Origin of the sequence: Gemmatimonas groenlandica (assembly GCF_013004105.1) — a bacterium.
In the GTDB taxonomy this organism is placed as follows: domain Bacteria; phylum Gemmatimonadota; class Gemmatimonadetes; order Gemmatimonadales; family Gemmatimonadaceae; genus Gemmatimonas; species Gemmatimonas groenlandica.
This window is the reverse complement of record NZ_CP053085.1, coordinates 4,461,883-4,480,883: the sequence shown is the minus strand read 5'-3', so window position 1 is coordinate 4,480,883 and position 19,001 is coordinate 4,461,883. Positions and strand designations below refer to the sequence as shown.

At 64.1% G+C, this 19,001-nt stretch carries 19 protein-coding genes; 6 read left to right on the top strand and 13 right to left on the bottom strand.

All coding sequences use genetic code 11. From position 1 onward, the window contains the following. Positions 1–2 precede the first annotated feature (2 nt). Positions 3–803, top strand: a complete 801-nt coding sequence (locus HKW67_RS19190) for an MBL fold metallo-hydrolase (protein ID WP_230981066.1) — start codon at positions 3–5, stop codon at positions 801–803. A 29-nt stretch (positions 804–832) separates the two neighbouring features. On the opposite strand, the gene HKW67_RS19185 is transcribed toward HKW67_RS19190, so the two are convergent. The 3 genes from HKW67_RS19185 to HKW67_RS19175 all read right to left on the bottom strand — a co-directional run bounded on the left by HKW67_RS19185 (position 833) and on the right by HKW67_RS19175 (position 3,927). Next, positions 833–2,176, bottom strand: coding sequence for a hypothetical protein (locus HKW67_RS19185; protein ID WP_171226918.1), 1,344 nt, complete (start codon positions 2,174–2,176; stop codon positions 833–835). 72 nt (positions 2,177–2,248) lie between these two features. Then, positions 2,249–2,968, bottom strand: coding sequence for a hypothetical protein (locus tag HKW67_RS19180; protein WP_171226917.1), 720 nt, complete (start codon positions 2,966–2,968; stop codon positions 2,249–2,251). 239 nt (positions 2,969–3,207) lie between these two features. Then, complete coding sequence (locus tag HKW67_RS19175) at positions 3,208–3,927, bottom strand: TetR/AcrR family transcriptional regulator (protein WP_171226916.1); 720 nt, start codon at positions 3,925–3,927, stop codon at positions 3,208–3,210. A 145-nt stretch (positions 3,928–4,072) separates the two neighbouring features. On the opposite strand from HKW67_RS19175, the gene HKW67_RS19170 reads away from it, so the two are divergent. Beyond that, positions 4,073–6,508: a TonB-dependent receptor gene (locus HKW67_RS19170; protein WP_171226915.1), complete on the top strand. Its 2,436-nt coding sequence runs from the start codon at positions 4,073–4,075 to the stop codon at positions 6,506–6,508. Here HKW67_RS19170 and HKW67_RS22855 read toward each other — a convergent pair. The 3 genes from HKW67_RS22855 to HKW67_RS19155 are packed head-to-tail and all read right to left on the bottom strand — an operon-like array spanning position 6,424 to position 8,020. Continuing rightward, positions 6,424–6,843, bottom strand: a complete 420-nt coding sequence (locus tag HKW67_RS22855) for a DUF1877 family protein (RefSeq protein ID WP_171226914.1) — start codon at positions 6,841–6,843, stop codon at positions 6,424–6,426. The genes HKW67_RS19170 and HKW67_RS22855 overlap by 85 nt on opposite strands. 51 nt (positions 6,844–6,894) lie before the next feature. After that, positions 6,895–7,578 (bottom strand): hypothetical protein, encoded by a 684-nt coding sequence (locus tag HKW67_RS19160; RefSeq protein ID WP_171226913.1) that lies wholly within the window; start codon positions 7,576–7,578, stop codon positions 6,895–6,897. A 34-nt stretch (positions 7,579–7,612) separates the two neighbouring features. After that, entirely contained in the window at positions 7,613–8,020 is a 408-nt protein-coding gene (locus HKW67_RS19155; RefSeq protein WP_206044501.1) for a hypothetical protein, read from the bottom strand. A gap of 183 nt (positions 8,021–8,203) precedes the next feature. On the opposite strand from HKW67_RS19155, the gene HKW67_RS19150 reads away from it, so the two are divergent. Continuing rightward, entirely contained in the window at positions 8,204–8,539 is a 336-nt protein-coding gene (locus tag HKW67_RS19150; protein WP_171226911.1) for a hypothetical protein, read from the top strand. 772 nt (positions 8,540–9,311) lie between these two features. On the opposite strand, the gene HKW67_RS19145 is transcribed toward HKW67_RS19150, so the two are convergent. The 6 genes from HKW67_RS19145 to HKW67_RS19120 form a co-directional block, all read right to left on the bottom strand. Then, complete coding sequence (locus tag HKW67_RS19145) at positions 9,312–9,761, bottom strand: hypothetical protein (RefSeq protein ID WP_171226910.1); 450 nt, start codon at positions 9,759–9,761, stop codon at positions 9,312–9,314. Between the two features lie 71 nt (positions 9,762–9,832). Continuing rightward, complete coding sequence (locus HKW67_RS19140; RefSeq protein WP_171226909.1) at positions 9,833–10,339, bottom strand: hypothetical protein; 507 nt, start codon at positions 10,337–10,339, stop codon at positions 9,833–9,835. 276 nt (positions 10,340–10,615) lie between these two features. Next, a complete protein-coding gene (locus tag HKW67_RS19135; protein WP_171226908.1) occupies positions 10,616–11,599 on the bottom strand; it encodes an NHL repeat-containing protein in 984 nt (327 codons plus the stop codon). A 529-nt stretch (positions 11,600–12,128) separates the two neighbouring features. Further along, positions 12,129–12,455, bottom strand: coding sequence for a BrnA antitoxin family protein (locus tag HKW67_RS19130; protein WP_171226907.1), 327 nt, complete (start codon positions 12,453–12,455; stop codon positions 12,129–12,131). 64 nt (positions 12,456–12,519) lie between these two features. Beyond that, positions 12,520–12,723: a BrnT family toxin gene (locus HKW67_RS19125; protein WP_171226906.1), complete on the bottom strand. Its 204-nt coding sequence runs from the start codon at positions 12,721–12,723 to the stop codon at positions 12,520–12,522. A 177-nt stretch (positions 12,724–12,900) separates the two neighbouring features. Further along, complete coding sequence (locus HKW67_RS19120) at positions 12,901–13,344, bottom strand: hypothetical protein (RefSeq protein ID WP_206044500.1); 444 nt, start codon at positions 13,342–13,344, stop codon at positions 12,901–12,903. A 704-nt stretch (positions 13,345–14,048) separates the two neighbouring features. Between HKW67_RS19120 and HKW67_RS19115 the strand changes: the two genes are divergently transcribed. Further along, a complete protein-coding gene (locus HKW67_RS19115; protein WP_171226587.1) occupies positions 14,049–15,008 on the top strand; it encodes an IS110 family RNA-guided transposase in 960 nt (319 codons plus the stop codon). 283 nt (positions 15,009–15,291) lie between these two features. Here the strand turns inward: HKW67_RS19115 and HKW67_RS19110 are convergent, their stop codons facing one another. Beyond that, positions 15,292–17,211, bottom strand: a complete 1,920-nt coding sequence (locus HKW67_RS19110; protein ID WP_171226904.1) for a sodium:solute symporter family protein — start codon at positions 17,209–17,211, stop codon at positions 15,292–15,294. A 216-nt stretch (positions 17,212–17,427) separates the two neighbouring features. On the opposite strand from HKW67_RS19110, the gene HKW67_RS19105 reads away from it, so the two are divergent. Continuing rightward, positions 17,428–17,874, top strand: coding sequence for a hypothetical protein (locus tag HKW67_RS19105; protein ID WP_206044499.1), 447 nt, complete (start codon positions 17,428–17,430; stop codon positions 17,872–17,874). A 94-nt stretch (positions 17,875–17,968) separates the two neighbouring features. Further along, positions 17,969–18,991: an acetamidase/formamidase family protein gene (locus tag HKW67_RS19100; RefSeq protein WP_171226902.1), complete on the top strand. Its 1,023-nt coding sequence runs from the start codon at positions 17,969–17,971 to the stop codon at positions 18,989–18,991. Positions 18,992–19,001: the final 10 nt, after the last annotated feature.

Genomic DNA, 19,001 nt, shown 5'->3' with positions numbered 1-19,001 from the left:
CCGTGACGACACCCCCCGAAGTGCGGATCACCCACATTGGGGGGCCGACGGTGTTGATCGAGGTTGGCGGCTGGCGGCTTCTCACCGATCCCACGTTCGATGCGCCGGGACAGAGATATCGTTTCGGCTTTGGCACAGGATCGGTGAAGCTGGCTGGACCACGCGTTGCGGCGCAGGCGGTGCTGCCGATCGATGCGGTGCTGCTCACACACGATCATCACGCCGACAATCTCGATACCGCTGGGCGCGCGCTGTTGCCGCTGGCAAACCGCGTGATCACCACCGCGTCCGGCGCGAACCGACTGGGCGGCAACGCCGTCGGTCTCACGCCGTGGGCGACGCACGCCCTGCAGCACGAAGGGCGCCCAACCATTCATATCACGGCAACGCCGTGTCGACACGGCCCCCCGGGATCACACGCGCTGGTGGGCGATGTGATCGGCTTTTCGCTGGCGTGGGACAATCAAGCGCACGGGACGCTATGGATTTCCGGCGACACGGTGTTGTTCGATGGCGTGCGCGAGGTAGCTGATCGCGTCACCGTGGGTACGGCACTCGTGCATCTCGGCGGCGTGCGCTTTCCCGTGACGGGGCCGTTGCACTACACCATGACAGCGAGTGACGCGGTGAAGCTATGCGCGCTGATGGCGCCTCACACCTTTATCCCCGTGCACTACGAAAGCTGGTATCACTTCACGCAGGGACGCCTCGACGTGGAGCGCGCGTTCGCGGGCGCGCCCGCCAGCGTGCGCGAGCGCGTGCGGTGGTTGCCAGTGGGAGAGGGCGCGAAGATTCACGTCTAGCCCACGTGCCGTTCGTGGAGCGGGACCGATTACTTCGGAGGCGGATCGTCCGGCGCTGGCTTGTCGCCCGCCCATTGCTGCAGATAGTAGCTCGCCATGCGCACGATATCAGACCGGACGCCCGGAATATTCTGCTTCGTTCTCGCCGCGACGAGGATCGCGCGCAGCTCCGGCGTAAAGTCGCCGACACCGGACTCGCGCAACGCGAACGCCGCGCTGAAGAACCCGCCAAATCGCGCGAGGGCGTCGTAGTTGGCGTCGCCGCCACCCTCGGTCTGCTTTCTTTTTCGCGAGAGGGAATCGATTCGCGCCGCGAGGTCAGCGCCAGCCAGCCGGACGGCCTCGATTACCGGCGCGCGATCACCCGGAAACTCTGCGGCAAATCGCATCCAATGCGCGGCCGTATCGCTATTCACGTGAAGCACGACTGCGGAATACTCCTCCGCGAAGTGCGCCGACTCGCGCATCCGCCGAAAGGCGTCGGCCTTGATGGCGTCCGGGAACTGGTACTGCGTGAACTCCAGATACTGCGTGATCGGCGCGCCCACGGGAATCGCGGCGAGCGCTTCGCGTTGTGACGCTTCAGCCCGCGCCGCCTCGGCGGATTCCTGCGTCGCGCGCTCCGCCGCCGTCGGCGGCTTCGGACGCTCGGGAGCGAAGATCACGCGATACCGCACGGCGAAATGCAGATCGACGCCAGGTTGCTCCCAACCACTCGACGGCGAGAACACGGTCTCATCCTGCCACTCGCTCCACTCGAATTGGGCTTTCGTCGGCTTGCCCGGGAGCCTCAACTCGACGAAAAGCTGGCAGCCTTCGCTCCAGCCGACATACAGGCCTCTGGTTGCCGCACTGCTCCCCAGCTCCACGCGCGTCGTCACAACGCGCCGGTCGCCATCCGGACGAACGGTGCTGCCATAGTCCGTGTTGAATCCGTACGCCTTGCGATGCTTGTTCCATAGAGTGATCCCCGGATCGAAGCCTGCGCGTTCAACGAGCGCCGTGACCGGCGGTGTCCGTAGCTCCACTTCGATCAGCAGGCGACGCCCGTCGATGGTTGGCGGATGGTCCGCGAGCAGCCACGACGCCGCGAGCACAAGCGCGAGTGCAATCGCCCCCGCCGACGCCGTGTACCCAAGCCCACGGACGAAATGGGAATCGCTGCCATCGACCGCAGCGCGCGAGGCGACGAAGCCGACGATTGCGCCGATGATTCCGCCGGCGATCGCCACAAAGTAGACGTAGTACCCCGCGTTACTCTGGCCGGTAGGGATCCGAAACCAGCGTACCCACAACGACGCGATACCCGCCATGCCCATGAAGCCGGCGACGGCGCCAAGCAGCGCATGCACAAGAGAAAGGAGCCAGGTCATCGCCACAGGAGAGAAGGATGAAGCGCGTCGAAGCAACGCGTCGTCGGGGGATGTCTCGGTCGCGAAATCGGACTAGTGGACGAAGTCGACCGACGCGGTCTTGCCCCAGGTGGCATACGCCAGCTTGCAGCTCGGCGACGGGATCAGGTAGCCCGTCGGCGCCGTGATCTCACAGATCTGGTGGTTGCGGGCGCTCCGGCCGTAGAAAGTGATGACGCCGACGATGCCGCTCATGTCGTCCACGTTGTCCGTGCGCTGCATCCACGGGGCGGTTCCGTCCGCCCAGCCGACCGTGTAGGTCGCACCGCCGAGGAGCGCGCCGGTGGTCGCCCGCTTCACGTTGATCGTGAAGAGCGGGTTCACGGGTAGGTATTGCGTGCCCATGTTCACGGTCGAGGCTGACGAGCCGATCTGCTTCGTGGCCTCCGTGCGGTCGTACTTCGAGGGGCCGGCGATCACCGTCGCCTCGTAGATCGTGCTCTTGGTCAACGTGACTTGGAAGTAGCCCGAGCGCTTGTCCGCGTCCGCCGTTGAATTATCGACGATGTTGACTGGCGTGCCCCTGGATCCGGACGTGAAGGCCACCGTGGTGTTGCCGATCATATTGCCGCTCGGCGTCTCCCGAACGACCAGGTTCACCGTGGCCACGATGCGGGGCACGAACGCGGCGTTGGTGGCATCCATCTCCACGGTCTGCTCCGGCGCCGTGGACGGCGCCTCGCCGCAGGCGGCGAGTGTCAGGGCGGCCAGGGCGGCCAGGGCGGGAGTCGCAAAGCGGAAGGCGCGGTTCATCGTCGTATCCTCAAGTCAGCAGTGGGTAGGTTCGAAAGTCCTGCGATCGGACCGGGCGGGAGGTGGCGTTCGTGCCGCCTTGTGCTGCCCGGCGATGGAGAGAACTTCGAAAACGAACTCACCCACGTATCACCTCCTCTGAAGGTGATCCCCGAGGTGATGCGCGGTGATGATTGCTGACCGACCATTTGCGCTCGAGAGCCCCCTGCTGAGCGGCCCGTCACCAAACAGGTCTCGTTTCACGAGGGTGGCCGGCGACTCTGCTGCGTGGGGACCGACGTCGGTGCCGACGCGAGCGTTTGCTTCACCCCCAGCCACACCATCTGCGTCGTCGCGAGCGCCGCGCGCTCGAGCGCATCGCCGGAGAGCACGACCTGCCCGTCTACCACCAGCGAGGCGAGTCCATGCACGGTAGACCAGAGGGTCAGCACCACCGGATTCTGCCCCGCCGTCACGTTCGCGACGACTGACGCCGGCGGGTGCTGATCGACTTGCCCGTCGTCATCGCGCCCTGGCCGCGAACCCGGAGGCGTCCCGAACGGACGTCGTAGCAGGGCGAACACCCGTTGCGATGCATCAACGAGCTCGGGGTATGGCGCGCGCGAGCCGATTTCGCCGCCGAACATGAGGCGGAACCGCTCGGGGTTCTGGGCAGCGAAGAGGACATAGGCGACGCCCGTCGCCTGGCCGATCGTCTCCAGGTTCTGAGTTTGCCGCTGCGCCTCGTCGAGGCGTGACGCCAGGTCGTCGAACCCCTCGGTGGCGAGGGCGGCCAGCAGGTGCTGGCGACTGGGAAAGTGATGATACGGCGCCTGATGGCTGACGCTCGCCGCCCGCGCCACCTCGCGCAGTGAGAGGGCCTCCGGCCCCTTGGTCTTCAGGATATCGAACGCCACCGCCAGCAGGCTTCGGCGGAGGTCGCCGTGATGATACGCGGACGCAGCGGGTTTTCTGGGCATCTTGACAGTGCAAAGATAGAAGGGATAACTTGACACTGCCAAGATAATCCGTCCTGGCACCTTTCAACAGGAGGCGACAATGCGCCATTCCCGAAATGCCGTCCGTGCCGCGGTCGCTGCGGCACTGCTGGTTCTATTTCCTCTGATGCGGGCTTCGACCCAGTCCCCGACCCCTGACCCGCTCGGCCCGTGTCTCGCGGCCGCCACCGCACGCGACCTGGCACGCGCCGACGCGCTGGGCGAGGCCGCCTTGCAGCAGCTCAGCGGACGATTGGCCGCGACCCCCGACGATATTCCCGCGCTTGTCGTGGCCGCCCGGGTCATCAGCCAGTGTCGTATTCCCGCGGCCGAGATGGTCCGTCGGGGCGAGCTGAGCGCACAGGCGCTCGAATACCTCGACCGCGTCGTGGAGCGCGATTCCACGCATTGGCTCGCGCGGTACATGCGCGCGCAGCACTACCTGCAGGCCCCGCCTTTCATGAAACGCGAGGGGGCGGCCGCTCGCGAACTCGACCGGCTCTTTGCGCTACAAGGGGCGCGCACCGACCTCAGCGAATTTGCGCGTCCTTACCAGCTGCGTAGCCAGCTCTGGAAGCGTCAGGGGCAGCTGGACAGCGCCCGCGCGGTGCTGCAGCGAGGGCTGCGCCTCTTTCCGCAGGACTCGCTGCTGCGCGCGGCCTACGAGCCCTTCGCCGCTTCGTCCAGCCCACCGCCCGCGACCAGCATCTCGGCCGTTGTCGTGCGCGCTGCCCGCCCTATGGCACCGCCCGCCGTGGGGATGACACGTCAGATGCAGCGCATGGACGTGATGCTTGCCCCCGGCGCCGCCGCCGACGTCTTCCAGGCCATGCAGCTGCAGGGGGGCGCCACGCTGGTCGGTGACGGCGCCGAGCTGCATGCACGCGGGGGTGATCCGGCGGAGTCGCCGCTGCTGCTGAACGGGGCGCGGCTCGTGGGTGCGTCGCGCTTCGAGTCGCTCGATGGCGCGCTCTTCGCGGCGCTCGACCCGCAGGTGCTGCAGTCGACGCAATTCTCCCCCGGTGGCTTCTCGGCGCGCGTTGGCAATGCGCTCTCCGGAGTGATCGAGGTGGAGACGGAGGGTCGGCCGCGTCAGGCGCAGCGGCGATTCGGCCTCTCCAGTGTGACCGCATCCACCACCGAACGCCGGCCTCTCGGTCGGCGTGCCGGGTGGTGGGGCAGCACCCGGCTCTCGCACACCACGCCCATGCTGTGGATGAACGATCGCCTCGGCGAGTACACCAGTGCGCCACGCTCTGGGGACCTCGCGTTGGGCCTCGGCGTCGAGCCCGATCGTCGTACGGAACTGCGCGCGACGCTCATGCTGAGTGGCGACGACGTAGCGCGCGACGTGGCGCGCGGTGACTACACCGGTGCCTACCGTTCCAACGGACAAGGCGGTGCGTTCGTCGTGTCCGCGCGGCGGGCCGCGTTGCATGCGCCGCTCATCTGGCGTGGCGCCGCGGCGGCATCGCTCCGTCGATCACGGCAGGCGTTCGGCGTGCTTGATCGCGCGCGCACCGATCGCACGCTGACGACATCGGCCGATGTCACGTGGCAGGCGGTATCGTCGTGGCGGCTGCGGAGCGGCGTCGACGTGGCGCACTTCGCGCTGGACGAAGACGGCCGCGTGCCCATAACCCCGGCGCTGGCGCAGGACGCGCCCTCACGCGCACTGGCGGTGAGGCGCGACGCCGCGCACGTGGGCGTGTGGACCGAGTCCGTGTGGGACGTGGGGCGTGCCCAACTCACCACCGGCCTTCGTGCCGACCGGCTGCCCCTGCTTGCCGGCGTCACGCTCGATCCGCGCGTCAACCTCTCGTTACCCACCGGCCGCATTCAGTGGCATCTCGCGGCGGGGGTGTTCAGACAGGGCGCCTTTCGCCCAACGCTCGACCTTTCCACGCCAGTGCAGCTGGCCGACATCCCCACGCGTGCCGATCATCTCGTGGCAGGCGCCGAGCGGAAGGGAGCACTCGACATCCGCGCCGAGGCGTTTCGTAAACGCTATCGCGACTACCGAGCACGCGGTGGCCCCTCGCTCGCTCGCGGCACCGTGGACGGCATGGAGCTGCTGGTGCGCCGCGCGTCGATGGCCGATCGACGCGTCGACGGATGGATCACGTACGCGGCCACGCGCGCCGTTGGGACGCTGACATCGGGAGCGCGCGCGCCGCTCCCCTTCGACGTGTCGCATGCGGGTACTGCTGTGATCACGTGGCGCCCCACGTCCGCATGGCGCCTGGGCGTCACGCAACGCGTGGCCACCGGTCGACCGTTCACCGCGGTGATCGGAGCCGATTCGCTGTCCGGTGACCTGTGGCAGCCGCGTTTTGGTACGCTACAGGGCGCACGGTATCCGTCGTACGCGCGCACCGATGTGCGCCTCACGCACCTTTCGGTGCGCGGCAGCCGGCTGGCGGCCACGTTCGTGGAGGCGATCAACCTGCTCGACCGTGGCAACGTGAGCGGCTGGAGCTACGACGCGCGCTGGCAGCGTCGCGAGGCCGTGCGACCGTTCTTCAACCGACGCACCATTGTGGTGGGCGTGGAGCTGCAGTGAACGCGGGTTACTGCCGCACGCTGACGCAGCAGGACGACCAGTCCGAGCTGACGACTCGCGGCCGCCGACACCGCCGTACGAAGGCCTACCAGGTTCTCAGGAAGGTAGGCACGCGCATCGTCTTCCTCCGAATCACGCTCCCCGATATCCGGAGAGATCTCCTTCGCGCGCGTCGCGGGCCCGTCGAAACGAGCACTGAGCGCCGCGTCCGACAACTCGGTGGGCTTCGCGGCGATCTCGGTGACGAGCCTGGGGCGCAGGCCGCGCGCCGATCCGTATCCTACATCGACATCGCCAATCTCCTCTAGACCTGTACGCGCCTTCCACCAGCGCACGACACCGGCGAGCGCAAGCCGCTAGACGGCCTCCTTCGCAATCTGCCGTATTTACTGGTGCTGCGGTACGATGATCAGATAGCCGAGCTCCGTGCCTCCCGCGCCGGAACGAAAGATGACCGGCAGGCTGGGATTGGCGGTGGCGGCCTCGCGTGAATAGCCGAGGTCCTCGCTCGACACGCCCGGGGCGTAGATCATGTAGTGTCCCGGGAACGCCTGCTTCACGATCTTCCCGGTGGCTGGCTCCAGCTCGATGTCACCGGCGAGCATGAAGGCCACACCGGTGCGCCGTGGGCGATGGAATCGACCATCCTTGAAGCCGGCGTCCACGTCGGCGCGAATCTCCTCGACCGACTTACCGACGGCGAGCAGTTCGGCGACGCGCATCATCACGGGGACGTAGCTGGTGGCGCCTTCGGCATCCCAGCAGGTTGGCTTGAACGCGGTCCGGCCGTAGAAGAACGCGTCACGATTGAGGAGGCAGGTGAAGCCGTTGGTGCCGGATTGCACTCTGCTGAAGCCCTTCGCGCCGTAGACATAGACCGTCGCGCCGGCACGCAGATGCTCCGGCGCTGCCGACACCGCCAAGTCTCGCTCGATATTCTCGGGGAACACCGTCTTCAGCACGGCGCGTGTATCGGGCGTCTGTGCCGCGAGCGCGGTGTTCATCGCGAGGCTCAGCGGCAACGCGTACAGGAAATTGGCGGCGAGGTGCTTTCGAAAGCGTTTGGTCACGTGATAGAGGTGCTGAGGTGACATCGATTAAGCGCTATCGCAACGTCAGTTCGCTTACCGCGCGCAGCAACAGGTCGCGGCGGCCTGCACTCGGGGCTTCGATCCACACGTGAATGGCGACGTTGTCACGAACCACCACCGTTGCATCCGCGAGGTAGAGGGCTCGCTTGGTCACGGTCGAGTCGCTCCGCAACCGGTGGGTGAGCGCCCTATGTCCTCCCACCGGGAGCATGCAGCGGTTCTCCATCACCATGGGAATAGCCGATGCCATGCCGCCGGGGGGCATGCTCGCCACTGTGTACTCCACTTTGCTCGAGTCCATACCGATCCAGACGCGTTGCGTACCGCTGCTACCCCTCAGCTCGACCAGGTCGACCGGCCACTGTATGATCCCCGCGGGGTCTCGTAGCGCCCACGTCTTCCCCTCCTGAGTGCGTGGCACAGCGGAGGCTTCGAGACATGGCGAAAGCGACATCGACATCACATCCCAATCGTCCGGTGTCATCTGTTCTTCTGGAACGCCGCGACGGCACCCCACCAACAATGCGACGGTGGCACCGATCAGCCGAAAGTATCTCACGTTTCCCCCGCGTGTGTCCAACGCTCGCCTCTGCTATCGTAATGAATGACGGATCCCTCGCAGGAATTCCGCGAGACGACTCTATCTTGTTGGTGGTGTAGCACGCGCGTCAACGCCGCGGACCAACTGCTCGATCGCTTCAGCCGGGAGCGTGCCGCCCGCGACCAACAATCGCGTGAGCTCGCCGACCACGAGCTTCAAGTCCGTGATTTCGCGTCGCAGGGTCAGCAGCGCTTCATCTTGCGTTCGGTCTGTCGTGTGCTGGGAACTCAAACGTGCACGCAAGCGAACGACTTCATTCTCGACATCGTCAATGTCAAGCTGCTGGCCGACGTTACCCAGCAAGAGCATTCTGACCCAACTCATCGAAGCACTCCATGATTGACGTCACGCGCGATTGATTGCGCCATCGACTGTGTCTCATTGAACAATGCGGCCAGCGAGCGCAGGGAGCAAACGGCCGCCGTTCTTTGCATCGCTCTCGGTACCGATACGAGGCTAAGTGGCACCCGCGCCACGGGGGCGCCGACGAGTGGGCACAGGGCGGGGCGTCACGACACGGAACACATCCGATCGGTGATCCGTGAAGCCGGAGAGCCACGGACACGACGTATACGCAGCGCCCACGGCCGTGTGGACGATGATGGCGCACGGACCATCGGACCATCCTTGGCTGCAATGTGCCCGGTCGTCGCCTGCATTCTCTTCCCCACGATTCTGAGCGATTGCCACCTCACGCCTCAGCGTGCTGTCGACATCAATGCTTCGGTAGGCACCCCCTTGGCTCGGCTAGCGAACCCGACGGATAGTCGGCAGCACCGCCAAGAGGCGATCCCGGGTAATAGTGCACCCTGTGACTGACGAATCAGTTGGTCCACCAGCGTATGCACTCGAATGACTACCGTAGTCGTATTCGATGCGGCCCTGTCCTGGCGAGCTCCATCGTTGCATGTCGGAATCAATGGCGAGGCCGGGAATCTCCCGAAAACTTTTAGGAAGCGAGAAGCCGATCGTTCCGGTGATCACTTGTATCCATTGGCTTCTGTCAACGGCCGCGAGACTGCAGGGCGGCGCGCTGCGAAATGCCGATGCTTCGCTCGGCGCCAACAGCAACAGGACAGCCTTGTAAAGAAGATGATTCAGCAACGTTTCGTTAGACATCGAAGCGCGCGCCATCACTACCCCCCACACTTCTTGCGATCGCCTCGGCACCTCGCGTCCCAAGCGAATAGCGAAAGTGCGCGTGCACCCGCACGCTACGATCACCCGATAAGGCAGGAACGTCTCGTGGATCCGCCACGCGTACCACCACAGCCGGTACGGTCAGGCCCGCCTCATCGCGCAATTCGAAGTGCAACAGTGCGAGACGCTGGAGGGCCGAAGCAACGTGGAACTCCAGATCGTCAACGCGCGGCATGTCGTCACGGGGCAGTCGCAAAATGCGCAGGGCGAGATCAGCCGTGCCGCCCGCCGCTTCAACAATGGAACGCACACGATCGTAGCCGGCCAATGGATCGAGCAGGCCTCCGGACCAATCGCGCCCTTCGGGCAATTCCACGTGGCCGATTGGGATTCCTTCGTACACGACCACGCAGTGCATCATTTCATCAGCGCCGTCGTGAAGTGTAGCTTTGCATGTCTAACCGCCTTGCGTTAGGGCGCTTCGCGCGCAGGTCAGGCTTTGGGACAATAGCTCGGCGGCGCAAGCGTGGGCGTCTCAAGCCGAATTCGCTCACGAAAAGCGTCAGCCATGTTCGGCGAGCAGGCGAGCATGAAGGCGATCGCAGAATGTGCACTGACGTCTTTGCGTCGGAGTGCGGTGAGAAGCGCCGGGGTAAAGCTGGACGTATCCTGAGGCTGCACGCGAAAGACACGACTATTCGGCGCCGGATTGAGATAGGTCGCCCAGCCCACCCGGCCACCAGCGCGCACCACCAGTGCCTCTGCATAGAAGCACCCGCTCGGACAGTCGAGCGGCTCGCCATACGAAATGCGGTACATCGAGACGTCCGTGCCCGTGAGCTCGATGGGCGTGCTCTTCCGTACGCCGAGCGTCGGATCGGCTTGGAGAAACGAACGAACGTCGCCTGGCAACGACTCAAGAGGATTTGTCGGCCCGATGTCACAGGCCGTGCTCAGCACGGAAACAAGCAGCACTACAATACCCAGCGCATTTCGCATCGACTGCCCCCTCAAAGATATTCGCAGAGCACATATCACCAAACTTGCAGTTGCCATGTGCCCCGACTACGTGGCCCGAACGCCTCAGCTATGCTACGAGCGAACTCAATAAAATGCGAGCGCCGCGAGGTTCCGCAGCTCGCTCGTCCGCTGCAACGCACGTTATGCCGTGAGATGGGCGCTAACTGTCGAGATCTCCGTAATCCGTGTTAACGACGGGAGTCGGCGGAGCTCTACCAGAGCAAATTCCCGCTTTATCTGCCGCCTCGGTAGTCGTCATTTGTTGGGAGCGTCGTCCAGTGAAAGCTGGAAGACGGCAAGTTGCGGCTCGCCCGATGCTGCGTAGTTGAAACCAAAGGCACGGTCTGGTCCGAGAAATCCCCAAATCATGTTCTGAAATGTCTGCGTCCCGAGAATTTCCCCATTCCTCAGGTCAAAGACCTCGAGCCTCGTAACATACAGCGACTCACTATCATCCTTTTGCCGGACGTCTGCCGCGCCATCGGGGCCAGTGCGGATGCTAACGAGGTCGCGCCAATTGGGCTTGGGGTCCCACGAGAGAACCCAAAGACGCCCGTCGCTGTCGACGGTGATGTCGTGGATAGAACCCCAGAGTTCATCGCTTGGCTCAAGCGGCTTCGGTACTCCTCCCGGTGGTGACGGCCACACCTTCGTCCGACGAGCGCGCAAGAGTGACGTGCCTTCTTGGCTGACCACGTCGAACTCATATACGTACTTCTTGGCAATGATGAAATGCCCGGTCCGCGCCACGGCAATTTTTCGCGCGAGCGCGCTCCCTCTATGCGGAGAAACGCTGTCAGTCGAGGTAGCAAATGATCGCGTGACCTTTCCGGAATCAAGCTGATGAACTGCGCTTGCAAAGAGCTGCGGGTCTATGAATTCGGCATTCACCAGCGCACGTTGCCCGTCGTTGGAGAGTCCGACGACGTCCTCGACGGCGCCCAGTGGTAATTGACGCGTGTCCAGCAGCTCGAAGCTGTTGCTGATTATCAGCTCGCGATACACGGCGGGGTCAAACGCGTGGAGTCGACCATCAGCATCCGTATAAATCGGGCCGGCGGCTGTAAACTCCAGGGGACCGCCGCCGAACCGCCCCACAGTACGGACATACTGGCCTCTGGCATCGTAAACCTTGTAGCCGTTGTAGGTCGCCACCCAAATGCGGTGTGCGCTGTCGATCGTGACAAACGGGCTCTCATCGACCGCTCCAAACCGACTCGTGTCGGCGATGAGCAGCACTTGGCGAAGTCCAATGCATGTGCGACAGGTGGACCTGCTTTCTCGAATCTCAAAAATCTGGTCTGAACTTGCAGCGTTCTGCCAGTCGGGCCAGCGAGTGTCAGGTGTTGTCGGTGCGCAGGAAGCACCGAAGAGAATGACAAAGGCAGTGGCCATTAGCAGCCCGAATTTCTGAGTTGCGAAGCCAGAAACGCGAGTGAGCTGCTGATCCGCAAAGATTCGTGGCATTTTGATATCAATTGATATGCAGAGAATCGGCAATATCGGCGGAGCTCGTCGGAGGCCCACACTCAGCATCTGCTACCACGGCACGTATGTGGCTGCAGCGCTAGAGGGGCGGGGGTGACGCGGGACGTCGGCCTGGTCCGGATTACCTCGACAGTGGACGCGTGCAGTACATCAGGGTAGCGGCAGAACGCTATAGTTTCTGCTGCAGCGCATCCAACAAAATGCGGCCTGACGGGCGACGTGCGCCAGCACAGCGCCCGCCTGCCGCACACCGCTTGGCGCTGCCAGCAGCCACGTTCCGTTATACCACGCGCTTGCGACGTGGCGGGGTCGCCGCGGCGACATGCTCGACGTACTGGCGAAGAACCGCGTTGATCTGCGATTGATACCGCGGGCCGGAAGCCCGAAAGAAATCGAGCACGTCCTGATCGAGACGGATCGAGATCGCCTGCTTGGTCACCGGAGACACCACCCGGACATCCTGCCAGACGCTCTCAGGCAAATTGCGCAGGGCGGGCGGCGACGTCCGCGCGATCTCCGCGTCGGTGACCCGGCGAAGCCGGCTCAGATCAGCCCGCCCCCGCGTCGGCGTCGTCTTGCGGGTGGATGGCTTCGAGGGCTTGGACATAACGACGTCGCTCCTTGCGATGGCTCACGCGGGCACTGATCAGTCGGCGAATGATGCCGCCGGTCTAATCCACGCGATCGGTATAAACGATCGTCAGCGGGATACCGTCCGCCACACCAAGGGCGATGACGCGGCGCTCGCCGTAATCACGGCGCGTGTCATCGACTTCGACATGCGGTCCCCGAAAGACCAACGTCGCGAATTCAAAATCGAATCCGCGCTGCGACAGATTGCGGGTGCTCTTGGCGGCGTCCCACTCGAAAGTCACCGTAACAGTATACAGGTGTATATACAGCTACGCAAGGCCGGTGGCGATGGTATAACGCCTCAGCGTTCCGCTGCAGCGCATCATACAAAATGCGGCCGGACGGGCGCCGTGCGCCAGCACGGCGCCCGCCTGCCGCATACCGCCTCGCGCTGCCAGCAGCAACGTTTCGTTAGACCGCTATTTCATCAGGCGCGGATTGCCACGGTCGATCACTCGGATGCCCGTTCCCCCCTGCTCAGCAAGCAGGTGCCGACCGACGGCACGAAGGCGAATCGAGTCTTGGCCGATGACGTGTCCGGCCAGCATCAGCACGCCGCCGCCATCTAATTGTCCGTCGACAAACTCCACGTGTACGGCACCTTTCGAGACGTCGAGCGTGAAGCTCGGCGCGCTCCGCAATCGGACGGTGTCCACCAACAGATGGGGTGGCTCTGTGCCAAACTTTACCGATGCCGGGCCATCCGCGTAGATCAGTATGCTAAGGGCGCTCGGGTTCACGCCATGTACGTCCATCGAATCGATGCGCACCTGCACCGACTGTGTCGGCGTCGACGCGGCGTCCGGGCTCGTGCAGCCGGCGAAAAGGACCATCCACGCGCCGACTGCAGCGATGACGCGCATAGGCACAGCGCTGCTTCTCATAATTGACATCTCAAAGGTCCTCTCTGACTTCGACAATTGTTTCGCCCACATGAATTCTTGCGGTCGCGACTGAGGGTCCACGCCGATCTAACGCCAAAGCTCAACTGCGAGCGTTGCGGCGCCTCTACGCCGCTTGCGTCATGCCCGCCCGTGCCCGCATTAGTTCCGCCAAGGACGGTGCCAAGAGCGCCGCCGGGAACGCGGCGCAGCAATGCGGCCGAGGTCCGCCGCGTTCTCCTCATCCAAGCCCGTCGGCCAGGCGGGATCTTCCCGCTGCCGTTGACGCTCGCGGAGCTGCCACCACCGCGTTCCGACGTTCACGTCCCGGCGCATGATGGGTGCGTCCGTCAGCCGATCAAGGACCGGGAGCGCGAAAATGAGGAGGACTATGGCGACGAGGCCGACGACGAGGCCCATTTACAATCCTCTGCGCGGTGAGATGCTGATGCTGGCAAAGTCTCTGAAGCGGTCTTGTATCTAGCGATCAGTTGATTCTGGCGTAGTTCTGATCAGGGCGCCAGCTCGATGCCGTCTGGGTGGCAAACACCGTGCGTTAGCCAGAGCGGCGTACCTGATCATTCGTCGTGAGAGCCCGAACAGTTGCGGGGGCCGGCCACCGCGTCGAGCCCGAATTCTTACAAGGACGGGCGCGGACGACGCTTCCTGAGCGGTCGGAGGGGCAGATGTTTGTCGGCATCGATGTGGCGAAAGCCGAGTTGGTGATCAGCGTGCTGCCGAGTGCAGAGCGATTCACCGTGGAGAACGATGAACGGGGCGTGCGTACGTTAGTGCAGCGCGTCGCCTCGAACAGACCGCAGTTGATCGTGCTGGAGGCGACCGGCGGATACGAGCTGCTCGCCGTTGCCGCGCTCGCCGCGGCGTCACTGCCCGTGGTGGTGGTGAATCCACGCCAGGTGCGGGACTTTGCGAAGGCGACGGGGCAGCTGGCGAAAACAGATCGCATTGACGCCGACATCCTCGCGCGCTTCGCCGACGTCGTCCGACCGGAAGTGCGCCTCATTCCGGACGCCGCCGCGCACGAGCTGGATGCGCTGCTTACGCGACGGCGGCAGCTGTTGGAGATGCTGCAGGCGGAGCGCAATCGCGTGGGCCAAGTGTTCGGCACGGGCAAAAAGCAGGTGCGCAAAAGTCTCAAGTCGCACATCACATTCCTTGAGCGCGAGTTGCGCTCGACGGACACGGATCTTGGCGAGATGGTGCGGCAGAGTCCCGTCTGGCGTGAGCGCGATGAGCTCCTGCGCAGTGTGCCCGGTGTCGGCCCCGTGCTGTCACGGACGCTCCTCGCGGACCTACCAGAACTCGGTCGCTTGTCCCGTCGCGCCATTGCGAAGCTCGTCGGCGTTGCACCACTGAGTCGAGACTCCGGCACCATGCGGGGTCGTCGATTCGTGCAAGGCGGTCGCGCGACGGTGCGTGGTGTGCTGTACATGGCGGCCCTCGTCGCTAGCCGTCGCAACACGGTCATTCGCGAGTTCTACCTGCGATTGGTCGCCGCCGGAAAGCCCAAGAAGCTCGCGCTCGTCGCGTGTATGCGGAAACTGCTCACCATCCTCAATACGATGATGCGAACCAAAACCACGTGGAGCGCGAAAGCCGCGACAGCGATACTCGTAGTCGCTTGACTTTCAAGACAGTTGCTAACGCCTGTTCACTCGACCGACATAACAGCGCGACAGCCGTCGAGTTCCGGCGCACACATCACGATCCCACTCGGCCCGCCACATCGCAACCCCGCCAGTTCACGGCATCCATGCGCCTCGTCCCCGCGCGTATTCCGCTCGAGATATTCGATCGACCGAGCTAACGCGACACGCGGCATCGCCGACATCATGGGCTATGACGCATAACGCGCGTGCCGCGACCGCGATGGTCACGACACGCGCGTTTCCTGCTGGCCACTCGCATCTACCCCCGCGCCACCCGCGCGTCTTCCCGCGCCTGCGACGCCGTACTGTCGGTCCACAATTGCTGCGTCACCCGCAACAGCACGAACCCGCTCACGGCCAGCACCGCAGTCAGGATCCACGCGGTCTTCAACCGTGACGGATCGCCCGACGCGTACAGGAAGTTGCCGATCGCGAACAGCGACGACCAGATCACGACGCACCCCGAGATCCACCCCGCGAACGCGGCGCCGATGCGATTCTCCTGCGCCACGTCGGCGTCGGAAACACCCGCCGCCGCACGCAATTCGCTCCACCCGCCACCCACCGGCTTCACCTTCTGCACGAACGCGATCAGCGTGGCGCGATCGGTCGTGGGACCCACGAACGCCGTGATCAACCACGCCACAGTGGTGATGCCCACCTGCACGATTGTCGTCGTGGCGAAGCCGGCGCCGGGCATGAAGTAGGGTACGGCGAGTGAGGTGATCAGCGACATCACCATCGCCACGATCTCACACCACGCCGACACGCGCCACCAGAACCAGCGCGCGATGTACAGCAGCCCCGTGCCCGCACCAATCGACAACAACACCTGAAATGCCTGCTGCGCGGAGCTCATCGTGAGACTCAGCAGCGCCGCCACGATGTACAACACGATGGTGGACAGACGGCCCGCGTTCACGTAATGCGCTTCACTGCCGTCCTTCTTGATGAAGCGACGGTAGAAGTCGTGCACGAGATACGACGAGCCCCAGTTCAAGTGCGTGAGAATCGTCGACGAATTGGCCGCCAACAATCCACCGATCATCAGCCCGACAAAACCCACCGGCAGGAATTTGAGCATGGCCGGGAAGGCCGAATCGTGACCGATCAACGACGCGTCGGCATTCGGAAACGCGGCCTGGATCGACGCCAGATCGGGATACACGATGATCGAACAGAGCGCGGTGATGATCCACGGCCACGGACGCAGCACGTAGTGCGCGATGTTGAAGAACAACGTGCCGCCCAGCGAATCCTTCTCCGACTTCGACGCCAACATCCGCTGCGCGATATACGACCCACCACCCGGCTCGGCCCCCGGATACCAGTTGGCCCACCAGCTCACCGCGATCGGCAGAATGAAGATCATGAGCGCCAACTCCGACATGCTGAAGTTGGGCAGCATGTCGAGAATGGGCTGCCCGGTGCCGTCCTTCACCGACATCACCGGCTGCGCGTTCGCGGTCGTGCTCTGCACTACCTGCAACGTGGACAACCGCTCCGTGAGGAGCTTGAGACCGAGCCAGCCACTGGGCTCACCGGCCAGACGGCGACCGACTTCCACCAGCGAGAACCACGCGGCCGCGAACACCGCCGTCATCTTGATGAAGAACTGGATCATGTCGATCACCAGCACACCCCAGAGCCCGGAGTGCGCCGCGAACGCCACGTTGAGCACGCCGCAGATCACGATCGTCTGCCACGGCGCGAGGCCAAACAGGATGTTGGCGATCTTGCACGCCGCCAACGTCACCATGCCCATGATGAAGCAATTGAAGAACAGACCCAGGTACACCGCGCGAAAGCCGCGCACCACCGACGCCGACTTCCCCGAGTAGCGGAGCTCGTAGAACTCGAGGTCGGTCATCACGCCCGAGCGACGCCACAACCGCGCAAAGAAGAACACCGTGGCCACGCCGGTGAGCACGAACGCCCACCACTGCCAGTTACCGGCCACGCCGTAGCGGCGTACCTGCTCGGTGACCCAGTTCGGCGTATCCGACGAGAAGGTCGTGGCCACCATCGACAAGCCGGCCAGCCACCAGGGTACCGAGCGACCCGAGGCAAAGAATTCCGAGGTGCTGGCCCCCGAGCGCTTCGCCAGGAAGAGCGCAGGGACGAAGCACACCAGAATGGAGGCCGCCGCGATGACCCAATCGATCCAGGAGATGTTCATGGGCGGGAATCTCGCGCTAGGGGAGCAGGTCGGCAACGCGTGACAGGCTAAGCCGTCATGGTGACAGACCATTCTCGGAATCAGGGACCAAACTCCTCAAGTCGGAGAGGCCCCGTCCCGAGATTGGGAAGGGTAGCGGGTGTTGCACGGTCGATGACGGCCTTGGACATGCCGACTCGTCTGGGTAGTTGAATGCCGCTCGACACGACATCACGAATGCTCGCGCCGTTCCTCGATCGTCTCACGGTCGAGGAACTTGATGCTATCCCCTACGGCGTCGTCCAACTGGACGTCGACGGTCGGATTCTGTCGTACAACCGCGCCGAGGCCGAAAACGCGGACATGCTGCCACGCCCGCTCGGCCAGCACTATTTCTTCGAAGTCGCGCCCAGCGCCAACGTCCCCGAGTTCTACGGACGGTTTCTGGACGGCGTGGCGGAATGCCAGCTCGACGACACGTTCAGCTTCACCTTCTCGTGCAGCCTGATGCCGCGACGCGTGATGGTCCGGCAGTATTTCTCGATGCGCACCAGAACCATGTGGCTGTTCGTGGGTCAGCCCGACGGCTCCCCGTTCATGCGGAACACCGCGTCACACGGCATGTCGGCCATCCGGGAGACACCAGCCTACGGCAACGCACAGATCGCCGATCGCGTGGCCTGAGTCGGGCAACGCGGGTCGACGGAATGGGCACGGAGCCACCACATTGCGTGGTGCCCGTGCCTTTTTCGTTTTTGCCTCCCCTCGGAGCCGCCGCATGACCGTTCGCCCGATTTTTCTCCTCTGCCTTGGCAGCGGCCTGTTGTCCACCGCGCTCGGCGCGCAGACGAAGCACCGCCTCATGCCCACACCGGAAACGGTGGCCGTCGGGCACTATTGGTCAGAAACCAAGCCGGTGCTGCGCATCAAGTCGGGCGACGAGGTCACGATCGGCACGCTGATCACGTCCAATCCCACGCGATTGGAGGGCGCCGGCGTGAAGCCGGAAGACGTGGAACCGGCCCTGCGCGCGATCACCGATCAGGTGAAGGATCGCGGTCCTGGCGGACACATTCTGACCGGCCCGATTTTCGTGGAAGGGGCCGAGCCGGGCGACGTGCTCGAGGTGCGCATCAAGAAGGTCGACCTGGCGATTCCGTACGCCTACAACGCCTTCGGGCGTACCAGCGGCTTCATTCCGGAAGACTTTCCGTACGCGAAGATGCGCATAATCCCGCTCGACGCGAAGAAGATGATGGCCCGCTTCGCGCCGGGCATCGACATCCCCCTGCGTCCGTTCTTCGGCAGCATCGGTGTGGCCCCGCCACCGTCACGAGGTCGCGTGAGCAGCGCGCCGCCCGATATTCACGCCGGCAATCTGGACAACAAGGAGCTGGTGGCCGGCACGACGTTGTTCATCCCCGTGCACGTACCGGGGGCGCTGCTGGAAGTGGGCGACGGTCACGCCGGACAGGGCGACGGTGAAGTGGACATCACCGCGCTCGAAACGTCGCTGACCGGGGTTCTCGAAGTGATCGTGCGGAAGGACCTGAAGCTCACCTGGCCGCGCGGCGAAACGCCCACGCATTGGATCACGATGGGCGCCGACAAGGACCTCGTGGTCGCCACCAAGACGGCGCTGCGTCAGGCGATCGAGTTCCTGCAAACCAAGGGGCTCTCGAAGGACGACGCCTACATGCTCACGAGCGTCGCGTGCGACGTGCGCATCACGCAGCTGGTAGACGGCAACGTGGGGGCGCACGTCATGATCCCCAAGGCGATCTTCACCAAGGGGAAGTAGCGCTTCCCCG